General features: G+C 72.4%; 21 protein-coding genes. 17 read left to right on the plus strand and 4 right to left on the minus strand.

Features of this window, described 5'->3' with window-relative positions; genetic code table 11:
- Positions 1 to 51: 51 nt before the first annotated feature.
- The 6 genes from OHS18_RS47715 to OHS18_RS47740 all read left to right on the plus strand — a co-directional run bounded on the left by OHS18_RS47715 (position 52) and on the right by OHS18_RS47740 (position 5,594).
- Positions 52 to 1,353, plus strand: coding sequence for an ATP-grasp domain-containing protein (locus OHS18_RS47715; RefSeq protein ID WP_328457714.1), 1,302 nt, complete (start codon positions 52 to 54; stop codon positions 1,351 to 1,353).
- Entirely contained in the window at positions 1,350 to 1,700 is a 351-nt protein-coding gene (locus OHS18_RS47720; RefSeq protein WP_328457712.1) for a hypothetical protein, read from the plus strand. Before OHS18_RS47715 ends, OHS18_RS47720 begins: the two co-directional genes overlap by 4 nt.
- A complete protein-coding gene (locus OHS18_RS47725; protein ID WP_328615295.1) occupies positions 1,697 to 3,052 on the plus strand; it encodes an FAD-binding oxidoreductase in 1,356 nt (451 codons plus the stop codon). The genes OHS18_RS47720 and OHS18_RS47725 overlap by 4 nt, the downstream gene beginning before the upstream one ends.
- 51 nt (positions 3,053 to 3,103) lie before the next feature.
- The gene (locus OHS18_RS47730) at positions 3,104 to 3,637 is read left to right on the plus strand and encodes a flavin reductase family protein (RefSeq protein WP_328615296.1); all 534 of its coding nucleotides are present in this window, start codon (positions 3,104 to 3,106) and stop codon (positions 3,635 to 3,637) included.
- A 70-nt stretch (positions 3,638 to 3,707) separates the two neighbouring features.
- Positions 3,708 to 4,754: a radical SAM protein gene (locus tag OHS18_RS47735; protein ID WP_328615297.1), complete on the plus strand. Its 1,047-nt coding sequence runs from the start codon at positions 3,708 to 3,710 to the stop codon at positions 4,752 to 4,754.
- A gap of 69 nt (positions 4,755 to 4,823) precedes the next feature.
- The gene (locus OHS18_RS47740; protein WP_328615298.1) at positions 4,824 to 5,594 is read left to right on the plus strand and encodes a maleylpyruvate isomerase family mycothiol-dependent enzyme; all 771 of its coding nucleotides are present in this window, start codon (positions 4,824 to 4,826) and stop codon (positions 5,592 to 5,594) included.
- Positions 5,595 to 5,612: 18 nt separating this feature from the next.
- Here OHS18_RS47740 and OHS18_RS47745 read toward each other — a convergent pair whose 3' ends face one another.
- On the minus strand, positions 5,613 to 8,648 hold the full coding sequence (locus tag OHS18_RS47745; RefSeq protein WP_328615299.1) for a BTAD domain-containing putative transcriptional regulator: 3,036 nt from the start codon (positions 8,646 to 8,648) through the stop codon (positions 5,613 to 5,615).
- 42 nt (positions 8,649 to 8,690) lie between these two features.
- Entirely contained in the window at positions 8,691 to 9,827 is a 1,137-nt protein-coding gene (locus tag OHS18_RS47750; RefSeq protein WP_328615300.1) for an FAD-dependent oxidoreductase, read from the minus strand.
- A 512-nt stretch (positions 9,828 to 10,339) separates the two neighbouring features.
- On the opposite strand from OHS18_RS47750, the gene OHS18_RS47755 reads away from it, so the two are divergent.
- The 5 genes from OHS18_RS47755 (at position 10,340) to OHS18_RS47775 (ending at position 14,280) form a co-directional block, all read left to right on the plus strand.
- Positions 10,340 to 11,584, plus strand: coding sequence for a sensor histidine kinase (locus OHS18_RS47755; RefSeq protein ID WP_328615301.1), 1,245 nt, complete (start codon positions 10,340 to 10,342; stop codon positions 11,582 to 11,584).
- A 75-nt stretch (positions 11,585 to 11,659) separates the two neighbouring features.
- Positions 11,660 to 12,079, plus strand: coding sequence for a roadblock/LC7 domain-containing protein (locus OHS18_RS47760; protein WP_247049526.1), 420 nt, complete (start codon positions 11,660 to 11,662; stop codon positions 12,077 to 12,079).
- A complete protein-coding gene (locus OHS18_RS47765; RefSeq protein ID WP_328457698.1) occupies positions 12,076 to 12,435 on the plus strand; it encodes a DUF742 domain-containing protein in 360 nt (119 codons plus the stop codon). Before OHS18_RS47760 ends, OHS18_RS47765 begins: the two co-directional genes overlap by 4 nt.
- A complete protein-coding gene (locus OHS18_RS47770) occupies positions 12,416 to 13,024 on the plus strand; it encodes a GTP-binding protein (protein WP_442875325.1) in 609 nt (202 codons plus the stop codon). Before OHS18_RS47765 ends, OHS18_RS47770 begins: the two co-directional genes overlap by 20 nt.
- The gene (locus OHS18_RS47775) at positions 13,021 to 14,280 is read left to right on the plus strand and encodes a cytochrome P450 (RefSeq protein WP_328457696.1); all 1,260 of its coding nucleotides are present in this window, start codon (positions 13,021 to 13,023) and stop codon (positions 14,278 to 14,280) included. Before OHS18_RS47770 ends, OHS18_RS47775 begins: the two co-directional genes overlap by 4 nt.
- Positions 14,281 to 14,400: 120 nt before the next feature.
- On the opposite strand, the gene OHS18_RS47780 is transcribed toward OHS18_RS47775, so the two are convergent.
- Together OHS18_RS47780 and OHS18_RS47785 are read right to left on the minus strand one after the other, a co-directional pair.
- Positions 14,401 to 15,615, minus strand: a complete 1,215-nt coding sequence (locus OHS18_RS47780) for a cytochrome P450 (protein WP_328615302.1) — start codon at positions 15,613 to 15,615, stop codon at positions 14,401 to 14,403.
- A gap of 73 nt (positions 15,616 to 15,688) precedes the next feature.
- The gene (locus OHS18_RS47785) at positions 15,689 to 17,767 is read right to left on the minus strand and encodes a PQQ-dependent sugar dehydrogenase (protein ID WP_328615303.1); all 2,079 of its coding nucleotides are present in this window, start codon (positions 17,765 to 17,767) and stop codon (positions 15,689 to 15,691) included.
- A 169-nt stretch (positions 17,768 to 17,936) separates the two neighbouring features.
- On the opposite strand from OHS18_RS47785, the gene OHS18_RS47790 reads away from it, so the two are divergent.
- From OHS18_RS47790 to OHS18_RS47815, 6 genes are all read left to right on the plus strand, one after another.
- Positions 17,937 to 20,735, plus strand: coding sequence for a glycoside hydrolase family 2 protein (locus OHS18_RS47790; protein WP_328615304.1), 2,799 nt, complete (start codon positions 17,937 to 17,939; stop codon positions 20,733 to 20,735).
- A gap of 61 nt (positions 20,736 to 20,796) precedes the next feature.
- The gene (locus tag OHS18_RS47795) at positions 20,797 to 20,979 is read left to right on the plus strand and encodes a hypothetical protein (RefSeq protein WP_328615305.1); all 183 of its coding nucleotides are present in this window, start codon (positions 20,797 to 20,799) and stop codon (positions 20,977 to 20,979) included.
- Between the two features lie 221 nt (positions 20,980 to 21,200).
- Positions 21,201 to 21,461 (plus strand): hypothetical protein, encoded by a 261-nt coding sequence (locus OHS18_RS47800; protein ID WP_328615306.1) that lies wholly within the window; start codon positions 21,201 to 21,203, stop codon positions 21,459 to 21,461.
- Between the two features lie 572 nt (positions 21,462 to 22,033).
- Complete coding sequence (locus OHS18_RS47805) at positions 22,034 to 22,423, plus strand: hypothetical protein (protein WP_328457685.1); 390 nt, start codon at positions 22,034 to 22,036, stop codon at positions 22,421 to 22,423.
- Positions 22,424 to 22,434: 11 nt separating this feature from the next.
- The gene (locus OHS18_RS47810; RefSeq protein ID WP_328457683.1) at positions 22,435 to 23,211 is read left to right on the plus strand and encodes a helix-turn-helix domain-containing protein; all 777 of its coding nucleotides are present in this window, start codon (positions 22,435 to 22,437) and stop codon (positions 23,209 to 23,211) included.
- Between the two features lie 76 nt (positions 23,212 to 23,287).
- Positions 23,288 to 24,469, plus strand: coding sequence for a 4-hydroxybenzoate 3-monooxygenase (locus tag OHS18_RS47815; RefSeq protein ID WP_328615307.1), 1,182 nt, complete (start codon positions 23,288 to 23,290; stop codon positions 24,467 to 24,469).
- Positions 24,470 to 24,504 lie beyond the last annotated feature (35 nt).

Below are 24,504 nucleotides of genomic sequence, written 5' to 3' on the forward strand. Positions count from 1 at the left end.
GTCGCCTGACCACCTTTCCGCTGAACACTTCCCGACCGGAGGACGTCTTCCATGACCTCGACCGCCCCGGGTGCGCTGCTCGTCATCGGCAGCGGGCTCAAGCTCTATCGCGAATACCTCGTCCGCAGCGTCGCCGAACGGGCCCGTGAAGGCGGGCTGCGGCTGGTGCTGATCAACAACCTCAACCCGACCTGGCAGCACGAGTACTTCGACGACATCACCGTCGTCAACGTCTTCGACCACGCGCTGCTCGCCGAAACCGCCCGCGAGCTGGCGAGCGAGTACACGATCGCCGGCGTGCTGTGCTGGGACGAGCCGCTGGTCATGCCCGCGGCCGAACTGGCGGCCGAGTTCGGCGTGCCGGGCCTGAGCATCCCCGGCGTGCACGGCTGCCGCGACAAGCACAGCTGCCGCGTCCGGCTCACCGCCGCCGGCCTGCCGCAGCCCGGGTTCCACCTGGCCACCGACCTCGACGACGCCCGCGCGGCGGTCGCCCGCATCGGGTTCCCGGTGGTCGTCAAGCCGCGGGCACTCGGCGCCAGCATGGGCGTCTCCCTCGCCCGGGACGCGGCCGAGTTCGACGCCGCCTACCGCGTCGCCCACGAGGCCAGCCTCGTCGGCGACGAGCCCTACCGCGGCGGCGCGATCATCGAGGGGTACGCCGACGGCCCGGAGATCAGCATCGACGGCGCCGTCCACAAGGGCGAGTACCTGCCGATGTTCATCGCCCGCAAGAGCACCGGCATGCCGCCGTTCTTCGAGGAGACCGGCCACGTCGTCGACTCCGCCGACCCGCTCCTGAAGGACGAGGAACTGCTGGGCGTGCTGGCGAAGGCCCACCACGTGCTCGGCATCGAGAACGGGATCACCCACACCGAGGTCCGCCTGACCCGCTTCGGCCCGGTGATCATCGAGGTCAACGGCCGCCTCGGCGGCGACCTCATCCCGTTCCTCGGCAAGACCGCGACCGGCGTCGACCCGGGCAGTGTGCTGTTCGACGTCGCCACCGGGCAGCGCCCGGACGTCTCGCACAGCCGTGAGGGCGTCGCCGGCATCCGGTTCGGCTACCCGGACCACGACTGCGTCCTGCACGCGATCACCGTGCCGGACGAGGCCCCCGGGCTGGTCACGGCGTCCCCGATGGCCGAGCCGGGCACCACGCTGCGGCTGCCGCCGGGCGGCTACATCGCCCGCCACTCGTTCGTCGTGTGCCGGGCACCCGACCGCGAGACGTGCTCGCAGCGGCTCGAGCACGCGGCCTCGCTGGTCGAGGTGGACACCGAAGAGATCGCACCCCCGCCCGTCGGCACCACCCTGGCGATGCCGGCCGGACTCCTGGACGTGGACGAATGAGCGTCGACTACGACGGCCGCCGGTTCCGCGCCCTGGGCGGCGGCGACGGCACGTACGCCGAGTACCACCAGCACGGCGACCTGGTCTGGGCGACGTTCGAGGGCGGGCACGTCCGGCGTGGCACGGTCACCGGCGTCTGCGGCCCGACCGGTGTGCTGCGGCTGGCCTACACGATGGTCCTGGCGACCGGCGAGGTGATCGCCGGCACCAGCGTCAACACCCCGCAGTGGCACGGCGGGCACCTGGTGCTGCGCGAAGTCTGGGAACGCCACGGCGAAAACGCCGCCCAGGGTGTGTCCTACCTCGAAGAGGTCCTCGAAGCCGAGCTCGCGGGAGCGGCGCGATGACCGCGTGGGACACGCTGCGCGGATTGGTGGACGGCGAACTCCGGCTCCCCGGCGACCACGGCTTCGGTGAAGCCACGGCGCCGGTGAACCGGCGGTTCGCCGCCACCCGCCCCACGGCGGTGCTCTCGGCCGCCCACGCGGGCGACGTCGCCCGCGCCGTCGGGTGGGCCCGGGCGGCGTCGGTCCCGCTGGTGCCCCGCGGCGGCGGGCACAGCTATGCCGGCCACTCCGCGCACCCCGGCCTGGTGCTGGACCTGCGGCGGCTGTCCGGGATCCGCGTCGACCGCGACTCCGGGCGGGTCACCGTCGGCGGTGGCACGCAGATGAAGGCGCTCTACGCCGGGCTGCGGCCGTGGGACCTGACCTTCCCGCTCGGCAACTCCGGCACCGTCGGCATCGGCGGCCTGACCCTCGGCGGCGGCGTCACGACGATCTCCCGCGCGCACGGCCTCACGTGCGACGCGCTGGTCTCGACCGACGTCGTCCTCGCTGACGGAACTGTTGTCACCGCGTCGGAAACCGAGCACCCGGACCTGTTCTGGGCCTGCCGCGGCGGCGGGGGCGGCAACTTCGGCGTCAACACGAGCTTCACGTTCCAGGCGCGCCCGGCCCCGGCCGGCTCGACCTGCCTGCTGCTCTGGTCGTGGCCGCACGCGGTCGAGGTGCTGGCCACGATGCAGGAGATCATGCTGGCCGCGCCCGAGGCGTTCTCGGCCCGGATCGGCATCGCGCGTTCGGCGGGCGAGGACGGCGTCGTCTCCGTGGTGGGCCACCACCTCGGCCCGGCTTCCGAGCTGCGTGAGCTGCTCGCGCCGGTCTTCGCCGTCGCGGCCCCCGACCGCGCCGACATCGAAGACCGGGACTTCTGGGAAGCCGCGACGTACCTGCACCACGCCAGCGAGGGCGGCGCGTTCGCGGCCCGGACCCGGTGCACCCCGCACGCGATCGGCGACGACGGCGTCGAGGCGCTCGTCCGGGCCGTCGACAAGTGGCCGGGCAGCGGCAACCCCGACGGCGCGGGCGCCGCGCTGTTCGCGTGGGGCGGCGCGATCGGCCGCGTCCCGGTGGGGGCCACCGCGTTCCCGCACCGGGACACCCGGTTCCTGCTCAGCCTCGACACGTCGTGGGCCGAGGACGACGCGCCGGATGTCGTCCAGGCGAACCTGGACTGGCTCCACGCCCTGCACGCCGAAGCTGGCGAGTTCGCGCCGGACGCGTCCTACGTCAACTTCACCGATCCGGACCTCGAGGACTGGCGCGGCGCCTACTACGGGCCGAACGCCGCCCGGCTCGCCGAGGTCAAGCGCCGGTACGACCCCGACCGGTTCTTCGTGTTCCCCCAAGCCGTGTGACCACCGGCCGGCCCGCTCCGGCGGGCCGGCCCCGACCCCGGGAGCAGCCGAATGTCACCCGACCTGCGTGGCGTGATGCGCACCTTCGCCACCGGCGTGTGCGTCGCCACCACCTACCGCGACAGCCCCGACGGCCGGCACCACGACGCCGTCACCGTCAACTCGCTGGGCTCGATCTCGCTCGATCCGCCGTTGATCTCCCTGTCCTTCCGGAAGGAGTCGGTGTTCCTCGCCGACCTGCTCGCCACCGGCGCCTGGGTGGTGTCGATCCTGCCGGCGGGCGCGCGGGAACTGGCCGGCCGCTTCGCCGGCCCCCGCGCCTCGCGGGTCTCCGAAATTGCGCTCCTCGAAGCGACTCCGGGGGAGCGGACCGGGGCGCTCGTCCTCGACGGCGCGAGCTGGCTGGAGTGCACCCTGCGGCAGCCGATCGACCTCGGCGACCACACGCTGGTCGTCGGGGAAGTCCTGGCCACCGGCCACGACCGGCAGGCACCCGCGCTGGTCTTCGTGCACGGCACCTACCACTCCGTCACCGATCCGCGGCAGGTTTCCGGGCCGGGCCAGTGGGGGGAGGCGGTGGGGTGAACCGCCCTGGCCCGGCTCCGGCCGGTCGGGCATGCTGGGCGCTCGGCCCGGCAGGAGGAGACCCGAGACGGTGAACGAAGATCCGATGCGCTGGAGCGGCCAGCGCACCGACCGCGTCGACGCGGGGACGCTGCCGGGCCTGGCCCGGCTGACCGGGTTCGTGCGCAGTGTCCGGACCCCCGAGTTCCGCGGCGTGACGTTCCACGAAGTGCTCGCGAAAAGCGCGTTGAACCACGTGCCCGCGGACGCGCGCATGCTGCCCGGCGAGTACACGATCAACCCGTACCGCGGCTGCACGCACGCGTGCCAGTACTGCTTCGCGCGTCCCACGCACACCCGGCTCGGACTGGACGTCGCCGGCGACTTCGACAACGAGATCATCGTCAAGACGAACATCGTCGAAGTCCTGCGGGGCGAGCTGGCCCGCAAGCGGAAACTCCCGCCACGCGTGGCTTTCGGCACCAACACCGACGTCTACCAGCGCGCCGAAGGCCGCTACGCGCTGATGCCCGGCATCATCGACGCGCTGGCCGGTCACCGCGTCCCGTTCTCGATCCTGACCAAGGGCACGATGATCCGCCGCGACCTGGAAAACCTGGTCAAGGCCAGCCGCGCGGCGACCGTGCACCTCGGCGTGTCCCTCTCCATCCTGGACGAAGAGCTGCAGCAGTCGGTGGAGTTCGGCACCGCGACGACGACCGCGCGCCTGGCCACGGTCCGCGCCATCCGCGACGCGGGCCTCGAGTGCACGGTGTTCCTTTCGCCGATCCTCCCGCACCTCACGGATTCGCCCGCACAGCTGGAAGAACTGGTGGCCGCGGTGTCCGAAGCGGGCGCGACGAGCGTGCTGTACCACCCGCTTTACCTGTCTTCGGCGGTGAAGGAGGTGTTCTTCACGTGGCTGCGTGGGGCGCATCCCGAACTGGTTCCGGTGTACACCAAGCTGTATTCGTCCGGTTCGGAGACGTCGTACCGCCACGAGATCGGCGCGCGGATCCGGCCGCTGATCGCGAAGTACGGCTTCCCGGAACCGGACGCGGCGATCGAGGACAAGTTCGCCCTCAACGGCCGGCGTGGGCAGCCGGAGGAGGAACCGGCGCAGCAGTCCCTTTTCTGAGGACCGGGTCCCTGGCGCGGCCGTGAAAATCGCTGGCCGGTTGCCGCGGCACGGTGGTAGACCACCGCAGTGCACACCACGCTGGACTTCCCCGACCTGCTGGGCCTGATCGACGAACGCTCGGCGGCTTTCCGCGCCGCGGTCGCCGCCGCGCCCGATCTCGACGCGCAGGTGCCGACCTGCCCCGAGTGGACGCTGTTCGACCTGGTGCGTCACCTGGGCGAGGGACGCCGCGCGTGGGCGGCCACCATCGCCGCTGGGCCGGACGCCACGGCCAAGGCCGCACCGCGGGACACCTCGGCCCCGCCCCGGGAGCGGGAGGCCCTGCTGGCCTGGTCGGCCGCGGGGACGCGGGAACTGCTGGACGCATTGCGGGAGGCCGGCCCGGATCGCGGGTGCTGGGCGTGGTGGGACAAGACGCAGTCGCCGCTCACCTGCGGTGGCGTCGCCCGGCGCCAGCTCCACGAGATCGCGGTGCACACCTACGACGCCCAGGTCACCGCGGGAGCGCCGCAGCCACTGCCGGCCGCGGTGGCACTCGACGGCGCCGAAGAGTTCCTGTCCACCTTTTGCACGACGACGGTCGCCTGGCCGCACGAGCCCGCGGTCGTCGACTACCACGCGTCCGAGGGGCGCTCCTGGCGCAACTGGCTCACCGCCGACGGCGCCCGGGCGGCCCGCCTGACGACCCCCGCCGCCGACGCGTCCGATGCGTCCGCCCGTGGCACGGCTCACGAGCTGGTTCTCGCCTTCTACGGCCGTATTCCGCTGGACTCCCTCGAATTCGACGGCAACCGGGGGCTCTTCGACCAGCTCGTGGAGTGGGACCCGGAGCGGTAGGACCGGACGGGCCGGGCACTACGCGAGCAGCTCGTCCATCAACGTCCTGATGCGGTCGTGAAGCGCGGTCCCCGCCAGCCCGCCGGCCTCGGCGAGCAGCAACTCGCGGCTTTCCCGGTCACCCAAGGCCGCCGCGAGGCGCTCGCCGCGGCCTTGCGGGGCGAACTGGCTCGCGTTCGCCCCCACCCGGGTCCCCATCGCCCACAGCTCGCGCGCGGTCGGCACTTCACCCCGGAAGGCGGCCAGCTCGGCGCCGCCCATCGCCCACGCGCCCAGCAGCGGGCGGTCGTGGGCGGTCAGCACCTCGGTGCGGACCTGCCGCAGCGTGTCGGTGGCCCGGGGGCCGGCGCCGAGCCACAGGTGCAGGACGGCCACCGCGATCCGGAAGACGGTCTGCGGGCCGGCCCGCAGCAGCGCGTCCGCGTGGGCCAGGGCCTCGTCGGGGCGCTCGCGTCGCCAGGCCAGCCGGGCCAGGCCGAGGTGGGCCTGGGAGACGTCCGTCTCGTCGGAGCGGGCCGAGGCGGCGGTCTCCCGCAGCCGGCGCTCGGCCTCGGCGTCGCCGGCCAGGGCCAGGTGCGTGTCGAGCAGCACCCGGGTCGACCGGGCATCCTGGGCCGCGCCGACCAGCGCCAGGTGCCGCTCGCTGCGGCGCAGCCACTCGTCGGTCCCCGACGCGTGCCCGGCGGCGTGGGCGGCCATCCCCATCCCCCAGTGGTCGCCGATCGCCTCGAACCGGCGGTAGGCCAGCTCGGCGTCGGCGGACCGCCGGGTGCCGGCGTCCTCGACCAGGACGGCCCGGATGAAGTGACCCATCCCCTGGACGTACGGGTCGGGGTGGGCGATCAGCGTCGCGGCGTCGGCCAGGCTCCGGTCGGGGACGGCCTGCTCCAGCCCGGGCATCGCCGCCGCCAGCGCGGCGGTGCGCGGTGAGACGTCGCCGGGTCGCTCCGCGAGCAGGGTGCGCAGGGCCCGGCGGGCCAGCACGGTGAGGCGCGGAGGGCCGGTGTTCCCCGCGTTGACGCCGATCAGCACGCACAGCCACCCGAGCCGGTCCGCGTGCGGCAGGGGACGGCCACTGGCCCGGCCGCGGGTGAGCGCCGAACGCGACCGGGCGGCCGGGTCGTCGAGGTGCAGCAGCGTGCGCGCCCAGGCACTGGCCTCGAGGTGCCGGCCACGCACCGTCCACAGCTGGAACAGGGCGGTGGCGACGTCGACCGCGGCCGGTTCGTCGTCGTGGTCCCACGCCCACCGCAGAGCGGCGACCAGGTTGTCCTGGTCGGCCGCGCAGGCGTCCAGCGTTTCGATCTGGGCGGGACCGATGAAGCCGGGAGCCAGCGAGACCGCCCGCCGCACGGCCCAGCCGGCCAGCCCGGCCATGGCCGTCTCGCGCCCGGCCGCGTCGAGACGGGCCTCGCCGTGTTCGCGGACCGTCTCCAGCATCCGGTAGTGGACGCCCTCTTCGAGCCGCAGCAGCGACTGCTCGACCAGGATCGCCAGACCCCGGCGGACGTCGGTGCCCGCGACGGCGGCGGCGAGGTCCGCGGTGAACGGCGCGGGGATGACGGCCAGCCGTTCCAGCAGGTCCCGTTCGCCGGGCTCCAGCAGGTCGCGGCTCCACTCGACCATCGACCGGAGACCGGCGTGCCGTTCGGGCAGCCCGCGCAGCGCGTGGTCGAGCAGCGCGAACCGGTCGCCGAGCCCGGCCAGGACGTCCTCGAGCGGCATGGACCGCAGCCGGGCGGCGGCGAGTTCGAGCGCGAGCGGCAGGTTGTCGAGCCGGTGCGCGAGGGCCAGCGCCCGGTCCCGCGGCCACGCCGGTGCCGTGCCCCCGGCCCGGACGCGCGCTTCGAGCAGGGCGAGCGCCTCGTCGTCGGGCAGCGCGGGCAGCCGGTGGACGACCTCGCCGACCAGGCCCAGCGGCGCCCGGCTGGTGGCGAGCACACCGACCTCGGGCGCCACGGCCAGCAGCTCGGCCACGACGGCCGCCGCGGCGTCGAGGACGTGTTCGCAGTTGTCGAGCACGAGCAGCCCGTCGAGCCCGGAACCGATGGCCCGCAACCGTTCCGTCGGGCTCGGCGCGCGACGATCCGGGGCCGGGGTGTCCAGGCCGGTGTCCGGGCCACCCAGGACCGCGAGCACGGCGGGCAGCACCTCGGCCGGCGAGCGCAGGCCGGCCAGCTCGACCACGCGCACCTGCCCGGCGGAGCGGGCGATCTCGGCGGCCAGCCGGGTCTTGCCCGCCCCGCCGGTCGCGACGAGGGTCACCAGCGGAGCCGCCAGCAGCGCCTTGCCGACGGCGGCGAGATCCGGCTCGCGGCCCACCAGCGGTGTCAGCGCCCGGCGCCACGCGGCGGGAAGCGTGCCGGCGTTCGGTCGCGCGAGGGCCAGCTGCCCGCGCAGCAAGGCCAAGTGCGCCTCGGCGAGCACGGGGGACGGGTCGGCGCCGTACCGCTCGACGAGCTCGGCGCGCACCCGTTCGACCACTTCGAAGGCTTCGGCGTCGCGTCCCTGGGCCGCGAGGACCCGCACGAGCAGCGCGGCGGCCGGCTCGTCGGGCGGGACCCGGGTGGCCAGCCGGCGCAGATCCGCCTCGTCGAGCGGACCGCCGCCGGCCAAGGCCGCCTCCGCCCGCAGGGTGACGACGTCGCCGAAGAGCCGGTCGCCGGTCGGCTCCGGGATTTCCGGGAACAGCGCCCGCGCCTCGTCGGCGCAGTCCCGCGCGGTTCCCGCGTCACCGTCGGCCAGGGCCCGCCGGCCACGGTCGACCAGCCCGCGGGCCGTGACGGCGTCGACCCGGACCTCACCGGCCGGGATCCGGTAGCCGCCCGCGGCGGTGCGGACCGGCACGCCGAGCCGGCGCACCCGGCCGACCAGGGCCTGCACCGCGCCCGCGGCGTCCTCGGGCGGCGCGCCCTGCCAGACGGCGTCGACCAGAGCGACGGTGGAGACCGGGCGCCCCCGGGCGTCGAGCAGCTCCCGGAGCACCGCAGCCAGCCGGTCGCCCCGCACCGGGCGGCCGTCCACCGCGAGGGGGCCGAGCGTCGTGATCCGCACGCGACCATCATCACCCACCCGCCGCGCGCGGGCTCCCGGCGACTATTCGCCGAACCGGTCGGCGAGGGAGATCAGGTTCAGGGCCGCGTTGTCGCCCAGCAGGATCGCGTTGTCGGCGACGCCTCGGGCCGCGGACGCGGCGCTGCGGGGGAACATCGCCCGCTCGTACTCGGTGAGCGCGGCTTCGACGTCGCCGGGGTGCGCCGCGATGGCCGCGCCGAGTTCGGCGCCGTCCTGCAAGGCCAGGTTGGCACCTTCGCCGTTCGGGGGCTGCAGGTGGGCGGCGTCGCCGAGCAGCGTCACGCCGGGCACGCGGTCCCAGCGGTGCGCGACCGGCAGCGTGTAGTGGCGGCGGTGGACCGGGGCGGTGTCGCTGGCGGTGATCAGCGCGCTCAGCTCGGGAGCCCAGCCGTCGACCTCGCGCGCGAGGCGCGCGGTCGCCGCGGCGGGATCGGCGAAGTCGATGTCGCCGAACCAGTCCAGCGGCCGGGCCAGCCACAGGTAGGCGTGCAGGTTCCCGTCGCTTTCCCGGTGCACGAGGAAAACCTTCCCGCTCGCGGCCTTGTCGAACACCATCAACGCCCCGTCGCCGACGGCCTTCGCGACGGTGGGGTGCCGGGTGCCGGCGTCGAACAGGAAGGTCTCGATCGACGCGTTCCCGGCGTACTCGGGTGTGACGTCGGTGAGCAGCGGCCGGACCCGGGACCACGCGCCGTCCGCGCCGACGAGCAGCCCGGTCTCGGTGGTGGTGCCGTCGGCGAAGGTGATTTCGTGCCGGCCCTCGCCGAGGGCGCGCACTTCGGCGACCCGGTGGCCCCACCGGACGGTGCCGGCGGGGAGCGAGTCGAGCAGCATCTTCCGCAGTGCCGCGCGCTGTGCCTCGGGACTGCCACCGGTGCCGTCGTCGGCCTTGTCGTACAACACGGTCCCGTCCGTCTCGACGACGCGCAGGGCTTCGCGACCCGGCAGGACAATGGCGCGGAATTCGTCGATCAGGCCGGCCGCCGCGAGGGCGGGCCGGCCGTTGTGGTCGTGGATGTCGAGCATGCCGCCTTGGGCGCGCGCCGCCGGCGACGCCTCGGCTTCGTGGACCGTGGCCGGAATACCGTGCAGGTACAGGACGCGGGCCAAGGTGAGGCCGCCTAGGCCGGCGCCGACAATCGTGACCGGAGTGGGCATTGGTGCTCCTAAGGGGTTCGCGGGAGGAATTGCCTCCGAGCCTGCGCGGACCCGCCGACACGACGCCGACATGGCGCCGACACGCCCTTTCCCGGAGTGGTCGCCGAGAAGTCGCCGGAGTGAATTCGGCTGCTTCCAGCCTTGCGGATTGGGCCGAATGCGAGTAAGGGCAGGCGGTCGCCGGAAAACCGGACCCGCGCTGCCCGGCCGCTGGTGCCGGCGTTACTGTCTTCGCCGTTGCAGGCGCACCGAAACCGACCCGTGATCTCGGTCGGCGAACCGAGTACTGTTCGAGCACCAATCGGACTCGAGGAAGTGGAGCGATGTCGGAACGACCGCCCGCACAGCATCGGGAAGAACGCGAGTCAGTCGGCCGGGCCGTAATCGGGGTAGTGGTCACCGCGGTCGTCGTGGCGGCGATCTGGACGTGGATATCCCTGTCGGTTTCCGGTGGTCAGGGGATTGTCGTCGCCATCGCGGGCGGGCTGACCGGGATCGTCGCGTGTGTCGCGGTGTTCTTCGCGCTGCGCCGCGCCGATCAGGTCGCGCACGCGACCGGGCAGACGGAGGCCGCGCTCGACGAGGCCCGGCGGGCCCGGGAATTCGTCCGGTTCAGTGACGCCGAACTGGCCCGGCTGCTCGACCGGACGGTGCCCGACGCGGTCCGGCGGCTGCGCGGGGGTGCCCCCGCGGACAGCGTGCTCGCCGAAGTCGGGCGCCCCGAGGACGAACTTCACCAGCGCGTCCTGCGGCTGCTGGTCGACGAAATCGCCGTCGGGGAACGCCGGCGCGCGGCCGCGACGGCCGCCTGCGCGAACGCCGCGGGCCGGCTGCAGGCGCTGTCGACCAGCACGCTCGGTGACTTGCGGGAAATGGAAAACCGGTCGTCCGACGCGATGCTCGGGGATCTCCTGAGGGTGGACCACAGCACCGCGCAGGCGGGCCGGCTGGCCGACAGCATCGCGGTGCTCACCGGCGCACGCTCGGGCCGCCGCTGGACGAAACCGATCCGGATGGAGAGCATCCTGCGCGGCGCGCTCGGCCGGATCGGCGCCTACCAGCGGGTCCGGGTGCATTCCGCGAGCGGGGTGGCCGTCGTCGGGTACGCCGCCGAAGACGTCATGCACGCGCTCGCCGAACTCATGGACAACGCCACGAAGTTCTCGGCGCCGTCCGAAGAAGTGCACGTCTATGTGGAAGATCTGCACAACGGCGCGGTCATCACCATCGAGGACGGCGGCCTCGGGATGAAGGCGCAGGCCCTCGTCCGCGCCGAGCGCGCGGTGTCCCTCGACCAGCCGCTCGACCTGACCTCGATGTCGGGGACGCGGCTCGGGCTCGCGGTGGTCGGCTGCCTGGCGCGCAAGCACCAGCTGCACGTCTTCTTCCGGCCTTCTTCGCGCGGCGGGATCGGAGTCGTCATGCGCATCCCGACCCAGCTGATCACGCAGCCCCGGCCGGAAGCGCCGCCGGAAGCGGAAGAGCCGGTCGCGGCCGCCGCCGTCGCGTGGCCCGGGCCCGACACGAGCCACGAGATCGCCGGCGACCTGACCGAGCCGTCCGAGCTGCCGAAGCGTTCGCGGGGGCAGACGCTCACCGCCGCGTCGCGCCGGCCGCCGTCGCCCACGCCGAGCACGACCCGCGCCGAGCGGGACACCGGTTCCCGGTTCGGCGCCTTCCAGCAGCGGCGCAGCGGCAACGGCGCTACGTCGTCGCGCCACTCCGCCTCCCCGGCGGACCCCGGCGACGACGCGTGACCCGCCGCTCCGCCCGCACATCCGCACCCCGCCAGATTGGAGCGAGGGGACCCGCCAGGCCGGTCCCCGGATTCGATGACTGACTCGGACAAGAGCCTCGAATGGCTCCTCGAAAACCTCGTCGGCAACACCGCCGGCGCGTGCCACGCCCTCGTGCTGTCCCGGGACGGCCTGAAGCTGTGCCACACCCAGGGGCTCACCGTCGACCGCGCCGACCAGCTGGCCGCGATCGCCGCCGGCGTCCAGGCGCTGGCGCACGGCGCGTCGGTCGAATTCGGTGACGGCACCGGCGGTGTGCGGAACTCGATGACCGAGTTCCACGGCGGGATCCTCTTCATCGTGGAGGCCGGTGTCGGCTCGCACCTGGCCGTGATCGCCACGGAGGACGCCGACGTGGGCCTGATCGGCCACAACATGGACGAGCTGGTGGAACAGATCGGCTCGGTCTTCACCGCCCCGCCACGCTTCACGGCGGCTGACCACCCGGCTTCGTGACGCGCTCGGCGCTCGACGGGGAAGACCCGGACCGGCTCTACACGGTCACGGGCGGGCGCAGCAGCGCGGACGACATCGACCTCGATCTCGTCACGCTGATCGTCCGGGAGTCGGAGCCGTCGGCGGGCATGCAGTCCGAGCACGTCCGGATCCTCGAGATCGCCGCGAAGCCGACGTCGGTCGTGGAGCTGTCGTCCTACCTGGCGCTTCCGGTGAGTGTGACCAAGATTCTGCTCGCGGACCTGCTGGCCACGGGCAAGGTTTCCGCCCGACACCCGTCGTCGGCCCAGGCCGCGGGACGGACCTCCGACTCGGAATTCCTCAAGAAGGTGCTCGTTGGACTCCGTAATCTCTGAACAAGACGAACGGCTGCCCCTGGCCGACACCGCGACCGACGGCCTGAAGATCGTCATCGTCGGCGGCTTCGGCGTCGGGAAGACGACCATGGTCCGGTCGGTCAGCGAGATCCGGCCGCTCAGCACCGAAGAAACCATGACCCAGGCCGGGATCGGCGTCGACAGCACCCGGGGGGTGCAGGCCAAGACGACCACCACGGTGGCGTTCGACTTCGGCCGGATCAGCCTCGACGAACAGCTGATCCTCTACCTGTTCGGCGCCCCCGGGCAGGAACGGTTCTGGTTCCTCTGGGACAGCCTCTTCGCCGGCACCCTCGGCGCGGTCGTCCTGGTGGACGCCCGGCGGCTGGCCGACTCCTGGTACGCGATCGACCGGCTCGAGCACCACGGGACGCCGTTCATCGTGGCGCGCAACAACTTCGGCCCGCCGAAGCACAGCCTCGACGACGTCCGCGCCGCGCTGGACCTGCCCGGCGAGGTGCCGATCGTCGACTGCGACGCCCGCGACCGCGACTCGTCCAAGCAGGTGCTGATCTCGCTCGTCGACCACCTCTACACCCTGTCCAAAGTCCGGGAGGGCGCATCGTGACCGGTTTCCAGACCAGCACCCCGGCGGAGACGATCCCCGCCGCGGACCGGATCCGGTTGTACGGACCCGAGTTCCAGCGGGATCCCGCCGCGCTCTACGCCCGGATCCGGCGGCAGTACGGCGGTGTCGTCCCGGTCCTGCTCGACGGCGACATCCCGGCCTGGCTGCTGACCGGCTACCGCGAGATCCACCAGGTGTGCCAGGACTCGCAGCTGTTCGCCCGCGACAGCCGCCGGTGGAACCAGTGGGGCAACGTCCCCGAAGACTGGCCGCTGCTGCCGTACGTGATGCACAACCCGTCGGTGATGTTCACCGAGGCCGCGGAACACCGGCGGCGCGCGGGCGCGATCGGCGACGCGCTGTCCGCCGTCGACCAGTTCGACCTGAGCGCGCACTGCGAGCGCATCGCGGACCGGCTCATCGACGAATTCGCCGGCAGTGGCGAAGCCGACCTGATCGCCGGTTTCGCGCAGCAGGCGCCGTTGCTCGCGCTCGCGAAGATGTACGGCATGCCCGACTCGGAGGCCCCCGCGCTGGTGCGGGACGTCGCGCTGTCGCTGGACGTGGGCCCCGAGGCGCTGCCCGCGTACGGGCGGGTGCAGGAGGCGATGGCGCGGCTGGTGGCGGTGAAGCACCAGCAGCCGGGCGCGGACGTGCCCACGGCGATGATGCAGGACCCGGCGAACCTGACCGACGACGAGGTCGTCCAGGACCTGCTGGTGGTGACGGCCGCGGCGCAGCAGCCGACGGCGAACTGGATCGGCAACACCATCCGCCTGATGCTGACCGACAGCCGGTTCGCGATGACGCTCTCGGGCGGCAGGGGGAGCGTCGGCCAGGCCCTCAACGAGGTCCTGTGGCACGACACTCCCACGCAGAACTTCATCGGCCGTTTCGCCACGCGCGACACCGTGTTGAGCGGCGTCCGCGTCCGCCAGGGTGACCTGGTGGTGCTCGGTCTGGCGGCGGGCAACGCCGACCCGCACGCCCGCCCGGACGCGGCGGAGGGTGCCCTGGGCAACCACGCGCACATGTCCTTCGGCCACGGCGAGCACGGTTGTCCGTACCCGGCCCCGGAGGTGGCCGAGGTCATCGCCCGCACCACCGTCGAAGTCCTGCTGGACCGCCTCCCGGACGTCGAACTCGCGATCCCGGTGGAAGAACTGGTCTGGCGGCCGTCGGTGTGGATGCGGGGACTGGAGAGCCTGCCGGTGGTCTTCACCCCGGTCCACGTCGCCGCGTCCGGAGCCTGGTGACCGCAGGCGCTCCCACTCGCAAGTCCGTGAAGGCCTCCTTGAGGGACTCAGAGTCCCTCAAGGAGGCCTTCACGGACCACGGGGTCGGGTAACGGCGGGTCCGGGGGCGCGCTTCGGGGCCTACGACGCGGTGAACGTCACCGGCAGCGACGCCGGGCCTCGGGTGAACACGCCCTTTTCGGCCGTCACCGCGCCTTCCGCGAGACGCAGGTCCGGCATGGCGTCGAGCAGCTGGTTGACGCCGACCTCGATCTCGGTCTTCGCCAGCAGCGCGCCGACGCAGAAGTGCCGGCCCAGTGCGAACGACAAGTGGCTCGCCGCCGCGGAAAACGCTGTCTCGGTCGGGAGGTCGGTGCGGAAGATGTCGAACGCGCCCGGGTTCGCGAAGCGGCGCGGGTCGCGGTTGGCGGCACCGATCAGGCACGTCACCGTGCTGCCGGCGGGAATCCGCTCGCCGCCGATTTCGACGTCTTCCGCGGGCTGGCGCATGATCATGTGCACCGGCGGGGTGTGCCGCAGGGTTTCGGCGAACGCCTTCGGGATCAGGCTTCGGTCCGCGCGCACGGCGTCGAGCTGGTCCGGGTTGTCCAGCAGGTTCCGGAACAGGCTGGCGATCGCCTTGTCCGTGGTCTCGCCGCCGGCGGCGAGCAGCAGGCTGCAGAACGCCTTGATGTCCTCGTCGCTCATCGTGGTGCCGTCGACTTCGGTGGCGCACAGCGCCGAAAGCAGGTCGTCACCGGGGTTTTCGCGGCGGTCCCGGATGACCGGGATCAGGTACGCGGCGAGCTCGTCGTGGGTCTCGAGCCCGGCCGCGGCGACCGCCTCGTCCTGGCTGAGGTTGCCGAGGAACGCGATGATCGCGCCGTACCAGCGCTGGAACCGCGCGTGGTCGCTCTGGTCCAGGCCCAGCATGTCGACGATGACGTTGATCGGGAAGTGCCGCGCGTAGTCCGTGACGATGTCGGCCGAGCCGCGGCCGCGGAAGGTGTCGATGAGCTGTGCGGAGTTGCGTTCGATCACCGGGCGGAACTTCTGCTCCAGCTCGTTGCCCCGGAACGCCGGCGCGACCAGGGCACGGCGGATCGAGTGCTCCCGGCCGCTCATCTGCAGGATCGTCCGGCCGTGCACGGGTTCCAGCTGCCAGCCGTAGTTCTCGGTCGTGAACACACCCTCCTTGAAGGCGCGGGACACGTCCTCGTAGCGCGAAATGACGTAACTCCGCATTCCTTCGTGCCAGATCACCGGCGAATGCTCGAGCATGACGTCGTAGGCGGTGTACGGATCGGCGGCGAACTCCGGAGACAGAAGGTCCGGCGCATGGCCTGCTGAAGTCACGAGGCTCCTTTTCTCGGTGGTCGATCAGCAGGCTAGCCGGGATAGTTGCCACTGCGAAAGAGTTGCCGGTGGGCTATTCACCCAAAACGACGTGGAAGATCTTCTCATTGCTGTTGTCGGGAATACTGTCCTTGTCGCCGTTGTTCGTCGTCGTCAGCCACAGGCCGCCGTCGGGCGCCGGCTCCACCGTGCGCAACCGCCCGTAGGTGCCGTTGAAGTAGGCCTGGACGTCGGTCAGGTCGCTCCCGCTGATCACCTCGCGGTACATCCGGGTGCCGCGTTCGCAGGCGACGTAGAGCACATCGCGGACGATGGCAATGCCGGAGCAGGAGCCGTCCGCCGTCGGGTACGTCCGCTTCGGCGCGATGTAGCCGGCGGTGCCGCAGGTCCCGGAGGTGCCCTCGCACGCCGGCCAGCCGTAGTTGCCACCCTTGGTGATCAGGTTGGTCTCGTCCATCACCGCGTTGCCGAACTCCTGCTCCCACAACCGGCCCTGGGAGTCGAACGCCAGGCCCTGCGGGTTGCGGTGGCCGTAGCTCCACACGGCGTTGCCGAAGGGGTTGTCCGACGGCACGCTGCCGTCCGGGTCGAGCCGCAGGACCTTGCCGTTGAGGCTCGCCTTGTTCTGCGCGTTGTCGCCGTTCTGGGCGTCGCCGGTGCTGGCGTAGAGCTTGCCGTCGGGCCCGAAGCGCAGCCGGCCGCCGTTGTGGAACTTGTTGCGCAGCAACCCGCTGAGCAGGACCTGTTCGGTGCTGGTGGTGAGTTTGTCGTTCTCCAGCTTGATCCGCACGATCCGGTTGTCGGACGGCGAGGTGTGCATGATGTAGAGCCAGTGGTCACTGGAGAACGCGGACGAGACGGCGAGGCCGAGCAGGCCGCCTTCACCGTCGGTGTTGTCGACGCCGGGGACCGTGCCCACGGTCGTCTTCGCGCCGGTGGCGGGGTTCAGATGGACGAGGTCGTGGGCGTCGCGCCGGGTGTAGAGGATCGTGCCGTCCGGCAGCGTCACCAGGCCCCACGGGATGTCGGTGTCGGTGGCGATCTGCGTCACCGCGCACACGGAGGCGCCGCAGGCCGCGCCGGTGGTGACGGTCGTGGTGGCGCTGGGCGCCGACACGTTCGCCTGGGCGTCGCGCGCGACGACGTAGTACGGGTAGCTCGTGTTCGCCGCCAGCCCGCTGTCGACGAAGGTCGTCGCGGGCGGCGTGGTGGCGGCCCCGGTGACCGCGCCGACCTTGGCGCCGCCGCGGTAGACGTCGTAGGCCCGGACGCCGATGTTGTCGGTGGCCGCGGTCCAGTTCAAGGTCACCGTCGTGCCGGCCGCGCTGCCGGTCAGCTTCGTGGGCGCGGTCGGCGCCTGGCTGTCGGGCTGGCACTGCGGCGGCGTGATCGGCACGGTGGCGCTGGCCTGCGAGACGTTGCCCGCGGCGTCCCGCGCGTTGACGTACAGGCCCCAGGTCACGCCGCCGACCACGGTGAGGCTCGTCGACAGGGTGCTCCCGCTCACCGACTTCATCAGCTGGCCGTCGTGGTAGACGTCGTAGAACGCGACGCCCACGTTGTCGGTGGAGGCGTTCCACGCGAACGTCACGGCGTCGCAGACCAGGTCGCTCACCCGCGGGTTGCCCGGCACGCCCGGCGGCTGGGTGTCGGCGGCCAGCGTGGTCCGCCACTTCTGGTTGCCCCCGTTGTTGCAGGTCCACAACCCGACGAGGGTGCTGTTCGCGGTGCCCGCCGCGCTGACGTCCAGGCAGAGGCCCGACTGCACGCCGCTGATGGAACCGTCGGCGTTGATCCGCCACTTCTGGTTGGCGCCGCCGTTGCAGGTGTAGATCTGCGCGTCGGCCGGCGACGTGGTGCTCGCGCCGGCGACGTCGAGGCACATCGCGCCGTCGTACACCCGCAGCTCGCCCGCCGCCGTGAACGTCCACGCCTGGTTGGCCTGCCCGTTGCAGTCGTAGATGTTGACGCGCGTCTTCGCCGCGGTGCTGTTGCCGACGACGTCCAGGCACCGCCCGGAGGCGACGCCGACCACGGTCGAGCCGGTGGCCGCGGTCGCGGTGGTGGCGGTGGGCGCGACCAGCGCGGCGGCGGCGATCACCACGGTCAGGGCACCGAGGCGCAGCCGCCGGCGGATGTTCGAGGAGAACATTCTCCTACCTTTCACGGTGGATCGGCCGGGCACCGCCGGGAGGGCGGAGGGCCGCACAACTGTCGTGGGCCCGGGTCCGGACGTCAAGACTTGTCCGGCTGCTTGTCCACTCGGTCGATGAGTGCCGTTGTACGGTGTGTCATATATCAGATCGGACCTTGGAGGCCTGGTGGAACTCACTCGTCGCCAGGCGCTGGCGATCAGCGCGGCCGGTGTGGCCGCCGCGGGATGGCCGACGCCGGGAGCCGCTTCGGCGGCCCAAGCCGGTCCGGTGACCGAGACGATGCTGCTCACCGGCGGCGACGCCGACCACACCGTCGACTGGGACTTCCAGGTCACGGCCGGCCGGCGCGCGGGGGAATGGGCGACGATCCCGACGCCGTCCAGCTGGGAGTGCCACGGTTTCGGCAGCTACCACTACGGCGGTGATCTCGTCCCGGCGGAGAAGGGCAACTACCGGCACTCGTTCACGCCCCCGGCGTCCTGGGCCGGGCGCCGGATCTTCCTGGTGTTCGAGGCCGCCATGACCGACGCCGACGTGCGGGTCAACGGCGTCTCGGCCGGACCGGTGCACCAGGGCGGCTTCTACCGCTTCCGCTACGACGTGACGGCCCTGCTGCGGCTCGGCGAGCCGAACCTGCTCGAAGCGACCGTCAGCAAGGAATCGGCCGACAACTCGGTGAACGACGCCGAGCGCCGCGGCGACTTCTGGAACTTCGGCGGGCTCTTCCGGCCGGTGTCGCTGGAGGCCCACCCGGCCGCCCGGATCGACCGCGTCGCGCTCGACGCCCGCGCGGACGGGACCTTCACCGCCCAGGTCACGCTCGCCGGCGTGACCGCGGCGGCCCGGGTGAGCGCGCAGCTGCGCGCGCTCGACGGCACGGCCGTCGGCGGGGCGTTCTCGGTCGCCGTGGCGAGCGGGGCCAGCGGCGCCACCCTGACCACCACCGCGGCGCGACCGTCCCTGTGGACGGCCGAAACGCCGAACCTGTACCAGGTCGAGCTGACCCTCGCGAACGCCGGCGGCGTGCCGTGGCACAGCACGGCCGAGCGGTTCGGCTTCCGCACGATCGAGGTCCGGGCCGGCGACGGCGTTTACGTCAACGGGAAGCGGATCGTCCTCAAAGGAGCGAACCGGCACACCTTCTGGCCGACGTCCGGCCGCGCTTCGAGTCCTCGCCTCGCCCGGCTGGACATCGGGCTGATGAAGGACATGAACATGAACGCCGTGCGGATGTCGCACTACCCGCCGGACGGTTTTTTCCTCGACCTCTGCGACGAGCTCGGGCTCTACGTCCTGGACGAGCTGACCGGCTGGCAGCACCACTACGACGAAGGCGTCGGCGCCCCGCTGGTCGCGGCCCTGGTGCGGCGCGACGTCAACCACCCGTCGATCCTGTTCTGGGACAACGGGAACGAGGGTGGCTGGAACACCGCGCTGGACGACGACTTCGGCCAGTACGACCCGCAGCGGCGGGCGGTGCTGCACCCGTGGACGACGTTCGGCGGCGTCGACACCAGCCACTACCAGACCTACAGCAGCACCGCGAGCAAGGCCGCCGGCACCACGATCTTCATGCCGACCGAGTTCCTGCACGGGCTCTACGACGGCGGCGCCGGGGCCGGCCTGAACGACTACTGGAAGCTCATGGGCGGCGCCCAGCGCTCGGCGGGCGGGTTCATCTGGGCGCTCGTCGACGAAAGCGTCGCGCGCGACGACCGCGGCGGCGCCCTCGACACCAACGGCAGCCGGGCCCCCGACGGGATCCTCGGCCCGTACCGCGAGAAGGAAGCCAGCTTCTTCACGATCAAGGACATTTGGTCGCCGGTCCAGCTGGCCAGCCCGGCGTACTACGACTCGGTTTTCCCGGCGTCGTTCGACAAGACGGTGAAGCTCGTCAACCGGTACGACTTCACGAACCTCCGGACGTGCCGGTTCGGCTGGCAGCTGCTCGCGTTCCCCGCACCCGGCGCGGGCCCCGGTCACCAGGTGCTCGCCCAAGGTCAGGCCGTGGCCCCGGACGTCGCCCCGGGCGCCACCGGCGCGGTGACGCTCGGCCTGCCCGCCGACTGGACCACCGCCGACGCGCTGCGGCTGAGCGTGACCGATTCGACCGGCCGGGACGTCGCCGGCTGGACGTGGCGCGTCCGCAAGGCACCGGACTTCGCGGCGCGACTGGTGCGGCCGGCGACCACGGGCAGTGTCATCGCGGCGGAGACCACCGGCGACGTGACGCTCATCGCCGGCGCCACCCGGATCACCATCGGCAAGGCGAGCGGCCGGCTGCTCGGCGTGCGCCGCGGCGGCTCGCCGGTCTCCCTGGCCAACGGACCCGCCCCGGCCGGCGGGACGGCCACGCTCACGGCGTTCAGCCACTTCCGCGACGGCACCGGCTGGGTCGTGCAGTGCGACTACAGCGGAGATCTGACGTCCGTGCGCTGGCGCCTGGACGCCAACGGCTGGCTGGCGCTGGAGTACCGCTACCGCGCCACCGGCGACCACGACCACCTCGGCGTGAATTTCGACTACCCGGAGGCAAACGTCCGGGGCCTCACCTGGCTCGGCGACGGGCCCTACCGCGTCTACAAGAACCGGCTGCGGGGTGTGCAGCCGGACGTGTGGAGCAAGCCGTACAACGACACCGCGACCGGGGCGAGCGGGTTCGCCTACCCGGAGTTCAAGGGTTACCACGCCCGGACGTGCTGGGCCGTGCTGGACACCACCGAAGGCGCGGTCACGATGGTCGCCGCGGAGGAGGGCCTGTTCCTGCGGCTGTTCACCCCGGCGGTGGGACCCGACCCGCAGAACGCGGTGGTCACCTACCCGGCCGGCGGCGTCTCGTTCCTCGACGGCATCACCCCGATCGGCAACAAGTTCCACGGCGTCGCCTCTCTGGGCCCGGAGAGCCGCCCGAACGCGGCCACCGGCGACTACCACCGGACGGTGTACCTCCGCTTCGACGCGTGATCGTCGCAGGTCCGCGGGGTGGTCGCCGGATAACGTGGCGGAATCCGGGTACCCCGCGGCCATGACGAACGAACACGAAGACCACGGGCGCGTGCCCGTGCCCGACGAGAACGAGACCGGCGAGCGGACCTTGGACCGTGGGCTCGCCCCGCCCTCGGTGCCGCCCGAGGTCACCTCGACCCACCCGCTCGACCGGGGCCTCGCGCCGCCCGAGGACGAGGAGGCCGGGCGCGAGGGCGCATGACTCCCCGCGGAAAGTGAAATAGTTTTTGACCTTGAGAGAATAACGGAGTTGATTGCGTATTCAACGATTCACTCGTTCGAGTGGATCTATGATTGCGTGGAGTCAGCGTCGGGAAAACCTGTAACTCTTTTGTCGGGAAGATCGACTGTTCGAGGGTCAAGCTATTTCGATCCGTGACATCCGCGAGGGATGTCGGATCACCGACGGGAGGCCGAGAGACCATGGGTGTTCCTGGGCAGGTGTTCTCGATCGCACGCGATCGCGCGTCCCACCGCTCGCGGATTCGGGCGAGCGATCGGAATCGCTGGCTGCTGCTGGCCCTGGTCACGTTCGCGGTGATCCCGGCCGATGACGACGGAAGCGCCTGGGTGCTGGTCGCGACGCTGGCCGCGGTGGCCCTGCTGGCCGTGGCCGGCCGGGCACTGCGCCGGGCCGCGGCGAAGGTCGACGCGGCCCTGACGGACGAACTCGACCCCAGATGATCCGCGGAATCGCGCCGACGAAGAAAATGGCGCGATTCCCGTTCGTGGCGTGCGGGACAGGCGAGTTCGAAATGTGACCTGCGGGCAGGGTGCCGGAGTCGCGTCGGCATTGTTCGACGATTTCGCCCAGCGCCGCCCAGCGCCGCCCAGCGCCGCCCAGCGCCGCCCAGCGCCGCCCAGCGCCGCCCAGCCCAGCCCAGCGCCGCCCAGCGCCGCCCAGCGCCGCCCAGCGCCGCCCAGCCCAGCGCCGCCCAGCGCCGCCCAGCCCAGCCCAGCGCCGCCCAGCGCCGCCCAGCGCCGCCCAGCGCCGCCCAGCGCCGCCCGGCCCGGCCCGGCCCAGCCCACTGCCGCCCAGCCAGCAGTCCGCCAGCCGCCAGCCGCCGGCCGGCGTCTCTGCGCCCGCGGTGCTGTGGGCGAACCCCGCCTCCACAGTCTGCCGCGGCTCTCGTGAGTGTTCAGGGCGGTTCTAACCGCCCTGAACACTCACGACCAGCCGCGGCAGGCCGCCCACGCGCCCTGCGGCCCGGCTACCCTGACGGCGGCCCGCTGACCGAGGACGAGGACCATCCACTGTGGACTACCGGAAGCTGTTCGCCGAGATCCACCGGCGCCCCGGCCTGTACGGACTGGACGGTGGTTATCACGACTACTGCACGTTCCTCCTGGGTGCGGACGCGGGCAACGACGGGCAGCTGCTCACCGGCTTCACCGAGTCGCTCGTGCCGCGGGTGGGCACCGGCGACAGCCTGACGTGGACGTCGCTGGTGCTGCACCTGGCCTTTCCCGGCCGCACCGCGGGGTGGCGCGAAGAGGCGGCGGGGGAGGGGCGGCAGCACGCGGTCGACTTGCTCTTCGCCCTGCTGGACGAATTCCTCGAGAGGCGGGCGGCGCCGGGCGGGACGGCGGCGATCTTCGACGACTACCTGACGTGGCTGAAGGCGCAGTCGTGGTACCGCCGGTAAACCGACCCCCGATGCCGGAAACCCGCCAGTCCGTCCCGAAGCCCGGCTCGCCGACCCCGCGTGGCGGCGGCTGGCTCCCGCACGGCTACCACCTCGAGCCGCACTCCCACCCCGACGGGCAGCTGGTGTACGCGGCCGCCGGCGCGCTGGCCACCACCACCGAGCGCGGGACGTGGGTGGCGCCGGCCAGCCGGGTGACGTGGACACCGCCGGGATTCGAGCACTCCCACCGCTTCTACGGCCGGACCGACGCCCGGCTCGTCGTCATCCCGGCCGGCGAGTGCGGCGACCTCGTGGCCTACCCGAGCGTGTTCGCGGTGAGCCCGCTGCTGCGGGAAGTCCTCCTGGCGCTGACCGGCCGGAGCAGGCGAGGTCCTGAGGCCGAGAAGCGGTTGCGCGGTGTGGTGGTCGACGAACTCGGCGAGGCCCCCGAGCGGTCCTTGCACCTGCCCGAGCCGCGCGACGACCGGCTGCGCGTCGTCACCGACCTCCTGCGCGCCGATCCGGGCCAGGCCGCGACGCTGGCGGAGCTGGGGCGCGCCGCGGGGGCGAGCGAACGCACCCTCAGTCGCCTGTTCCACACCGACCTCGGCATGGGGTTCCACCGCTGGCGCACCATCCTGCGCATCCACCACGCGCTGGTGCACCTCACCGACGGCCGGTCCGTCACCGACACCGCGATCGTGTGCGGCTGGTCCAACCCGTCGACCTTCATCGAGGCGTTCACCGCCGTCGTCGGCCAGACGCCGGGGCGCTACCAGGCCGGCCTCCAGGACCACGGCGCCTGACCATCTTGGCGGCTTTCCGGTATCCGCTGTCCGATTACCGGTGGTCGGCCCGCGGGTCCGCGGCCACTGTGGTCCCATGACCAAGACGGACGAGAACACCACCGTGGTGATCGTGGGCGGCGGCGTCGCCGGGCTCGCCCTCGGGAACTTCCTGCTGCACAGCGGAATCGGCTGCGTGATCCTGGAGAAGCACCGCCGTGACCACGTCGAACACCGCCAGCGGGCCGGCTCCCTCGACGCCCGGGGAGTGCGGATGCTGCGGGCATGGGGGCTGGGAGAGGTCGTGGAAGGCAGCACCAGCCACGATTCCGCCGATCCGGGTGGGGGTGTGCCGCTGCTGCTCGACGGGCAGAGGCGGCAGTGGCGGCTGGACGAGGACGACGCCGATGACGCGGACGACGCGGAGGACGCCGACGGCGCGTTCTGCCCGCAGCAGATCCTCGTCCGGAACCTCATCGCGGTCTTCCTCCGCGACGGCGGCGACCTCCGCTTCGAGGCCGAAGACGTCTCCCTGGAAGGTCTCGACACCGAGCATCCCGTGGTTCGCTACCGAGACGCCGACGGCACGGCGAGGGCACTCGGCTGCGACTTCGTCGCCGGCAGCGACGGATACCACGGCGTCAGCCGGACGGCCGTGCCCGCCGACGTCCTCACTTGCGACACCCACGAGTTCGGGTACGCCTGGCTGACCGTCATGGCGGAGGTGCCCGCGGATCCCCCGGCCGTGCTGGCCGTGCACTCCCGCGGGTTCGCCGCGCGGATCACCCGCGGCCCGGCCGCGAGCCGGCTCTACCTGCAGTGCCCGCTCACCGACACCGCCGAACAGTGGCCGGACGAGCGCGTCTGGAGCGAACTGGACGCGCGGTTCGGCGCCCCCGCCGTGGTGCGGGGGCCGATCACGAGCAAGCAGGTCGTGCCGCTTCGCGGGGTCGTGTTCAGTCCGATGCGGCACGGCCGGCTCCACCTCCTCGGCGACGCCGCGCACCTCATCTCGCCGATGAGCGCGGAGGGGATGAGCCTCGCCCTCCACGACGCCGACGTGCTCGCCCGCGCCGTCGTCCGTCAGGTCGAGGAAGGTGATCCGAGCCTGCTCGACGCCTACTCCGACACCTGCCTGAGCCACACGTGGGAGCGTCAGGCGGCCGCGGTCCGGATGACCGAGACGATGCACGACGCCGGGGACGCCTCCTACGAAGGGGAGTTCCGCAAGCGGATCGCCCGCAAGAACCTCGAGGCCATGGTGGAGCCGGTCAGGTGACCGCCCGGCGGCGACGTGACCACTGCCAGTGGTGC

It is taken from the genome of Amycolatopsis sp. NBC_00355 (assembly GCF_036104975.1).
Taxonomy (GTDB): Bacteria; Actinomycetota; Actinomycetes; order Mycobacteriales; family Pseudonocardiaceae; genus Amycolatopsis.

Bases quoted from the DNA above. Each gene is read 5' to 3' on its own strand.
- OHS18_RS47750 (WP_328615300.1), bottom strand. From the start codon at position 9,827: ATGCCCACTCCGGTCACGATTGTCGGCGCCGGCCTAGGCGGCCTCACC.
- OHS18_RS47720 (WP_328457712.1), top strand. From the start codon at position 1,350: ATGAGCGTCGACTACGACGGCCGCCGGTTCCGCGCCCTGGGCGGCGGC.
- OHS18_RS47715 (WP_328457714.1), top strand. From the start codon at position 52: ATGACCTCGACCGCCCCGGGTGCGCTGCTCGTCATCGGCAGCGGGCTC.
- OHS18_RS47810 (WP_328457683.1), top strand. From the start codon at position 22,435: ATGCCGGAAACCCGCCAGTCCGTCCCGAAGCCCGGCTCGCCGACCCCG.
- OHS18_RS47760 (WP_247049526.1), top strand. From the start codon at position 11,660: ATGACTGACTCGGACAAGAGCCTCGAATGGCTCCTCGAAAACCTCGTC.
- OHS18_RS47730 (WP_328615296.1), top strand. From the start codon at position 3,104: ATGTCACCCGACCTGCGTGGCGTGATGCGCACCTTCGCCACCGGCGTG.
- OHS18_RS47800 (WP_328615306.1), top strand. From the start codon at position 21,201: ATGGGTGTTCCTGGGCAGGTGTTCTCGATCGCACGCGATCGCGCGTCC.
- OHS18_RS47795 (WP_328615305.1), top strand. From the start codon at position 20,797: ATGACGAACGAACACGAAGACCACGGGCGCGTGCCCGTGCCCGACGAG.
- OHS18_RS47815 (WP_328615307.1), top strand. From the start codon at position 23,288: ATGACCAAGACGGACGAGAACACCACCGTGGTGATCGTGGGCGGCGGC.
- OHS18_RS47785 (WP_328615303.1), bottom strand. From the start codon at position 17,767: ATGTTCTCCTCGAACATCCGCCGGCGGCTGCGCCTCGGTGCCCTGACC.
- OHS18_RS47725 (WP_328615295.1), top strand. From the start codon at position 1,697: ATGACCGCGTGGGACACGCTGCGCGGATTGGTGGACGGCGAACTCCGG.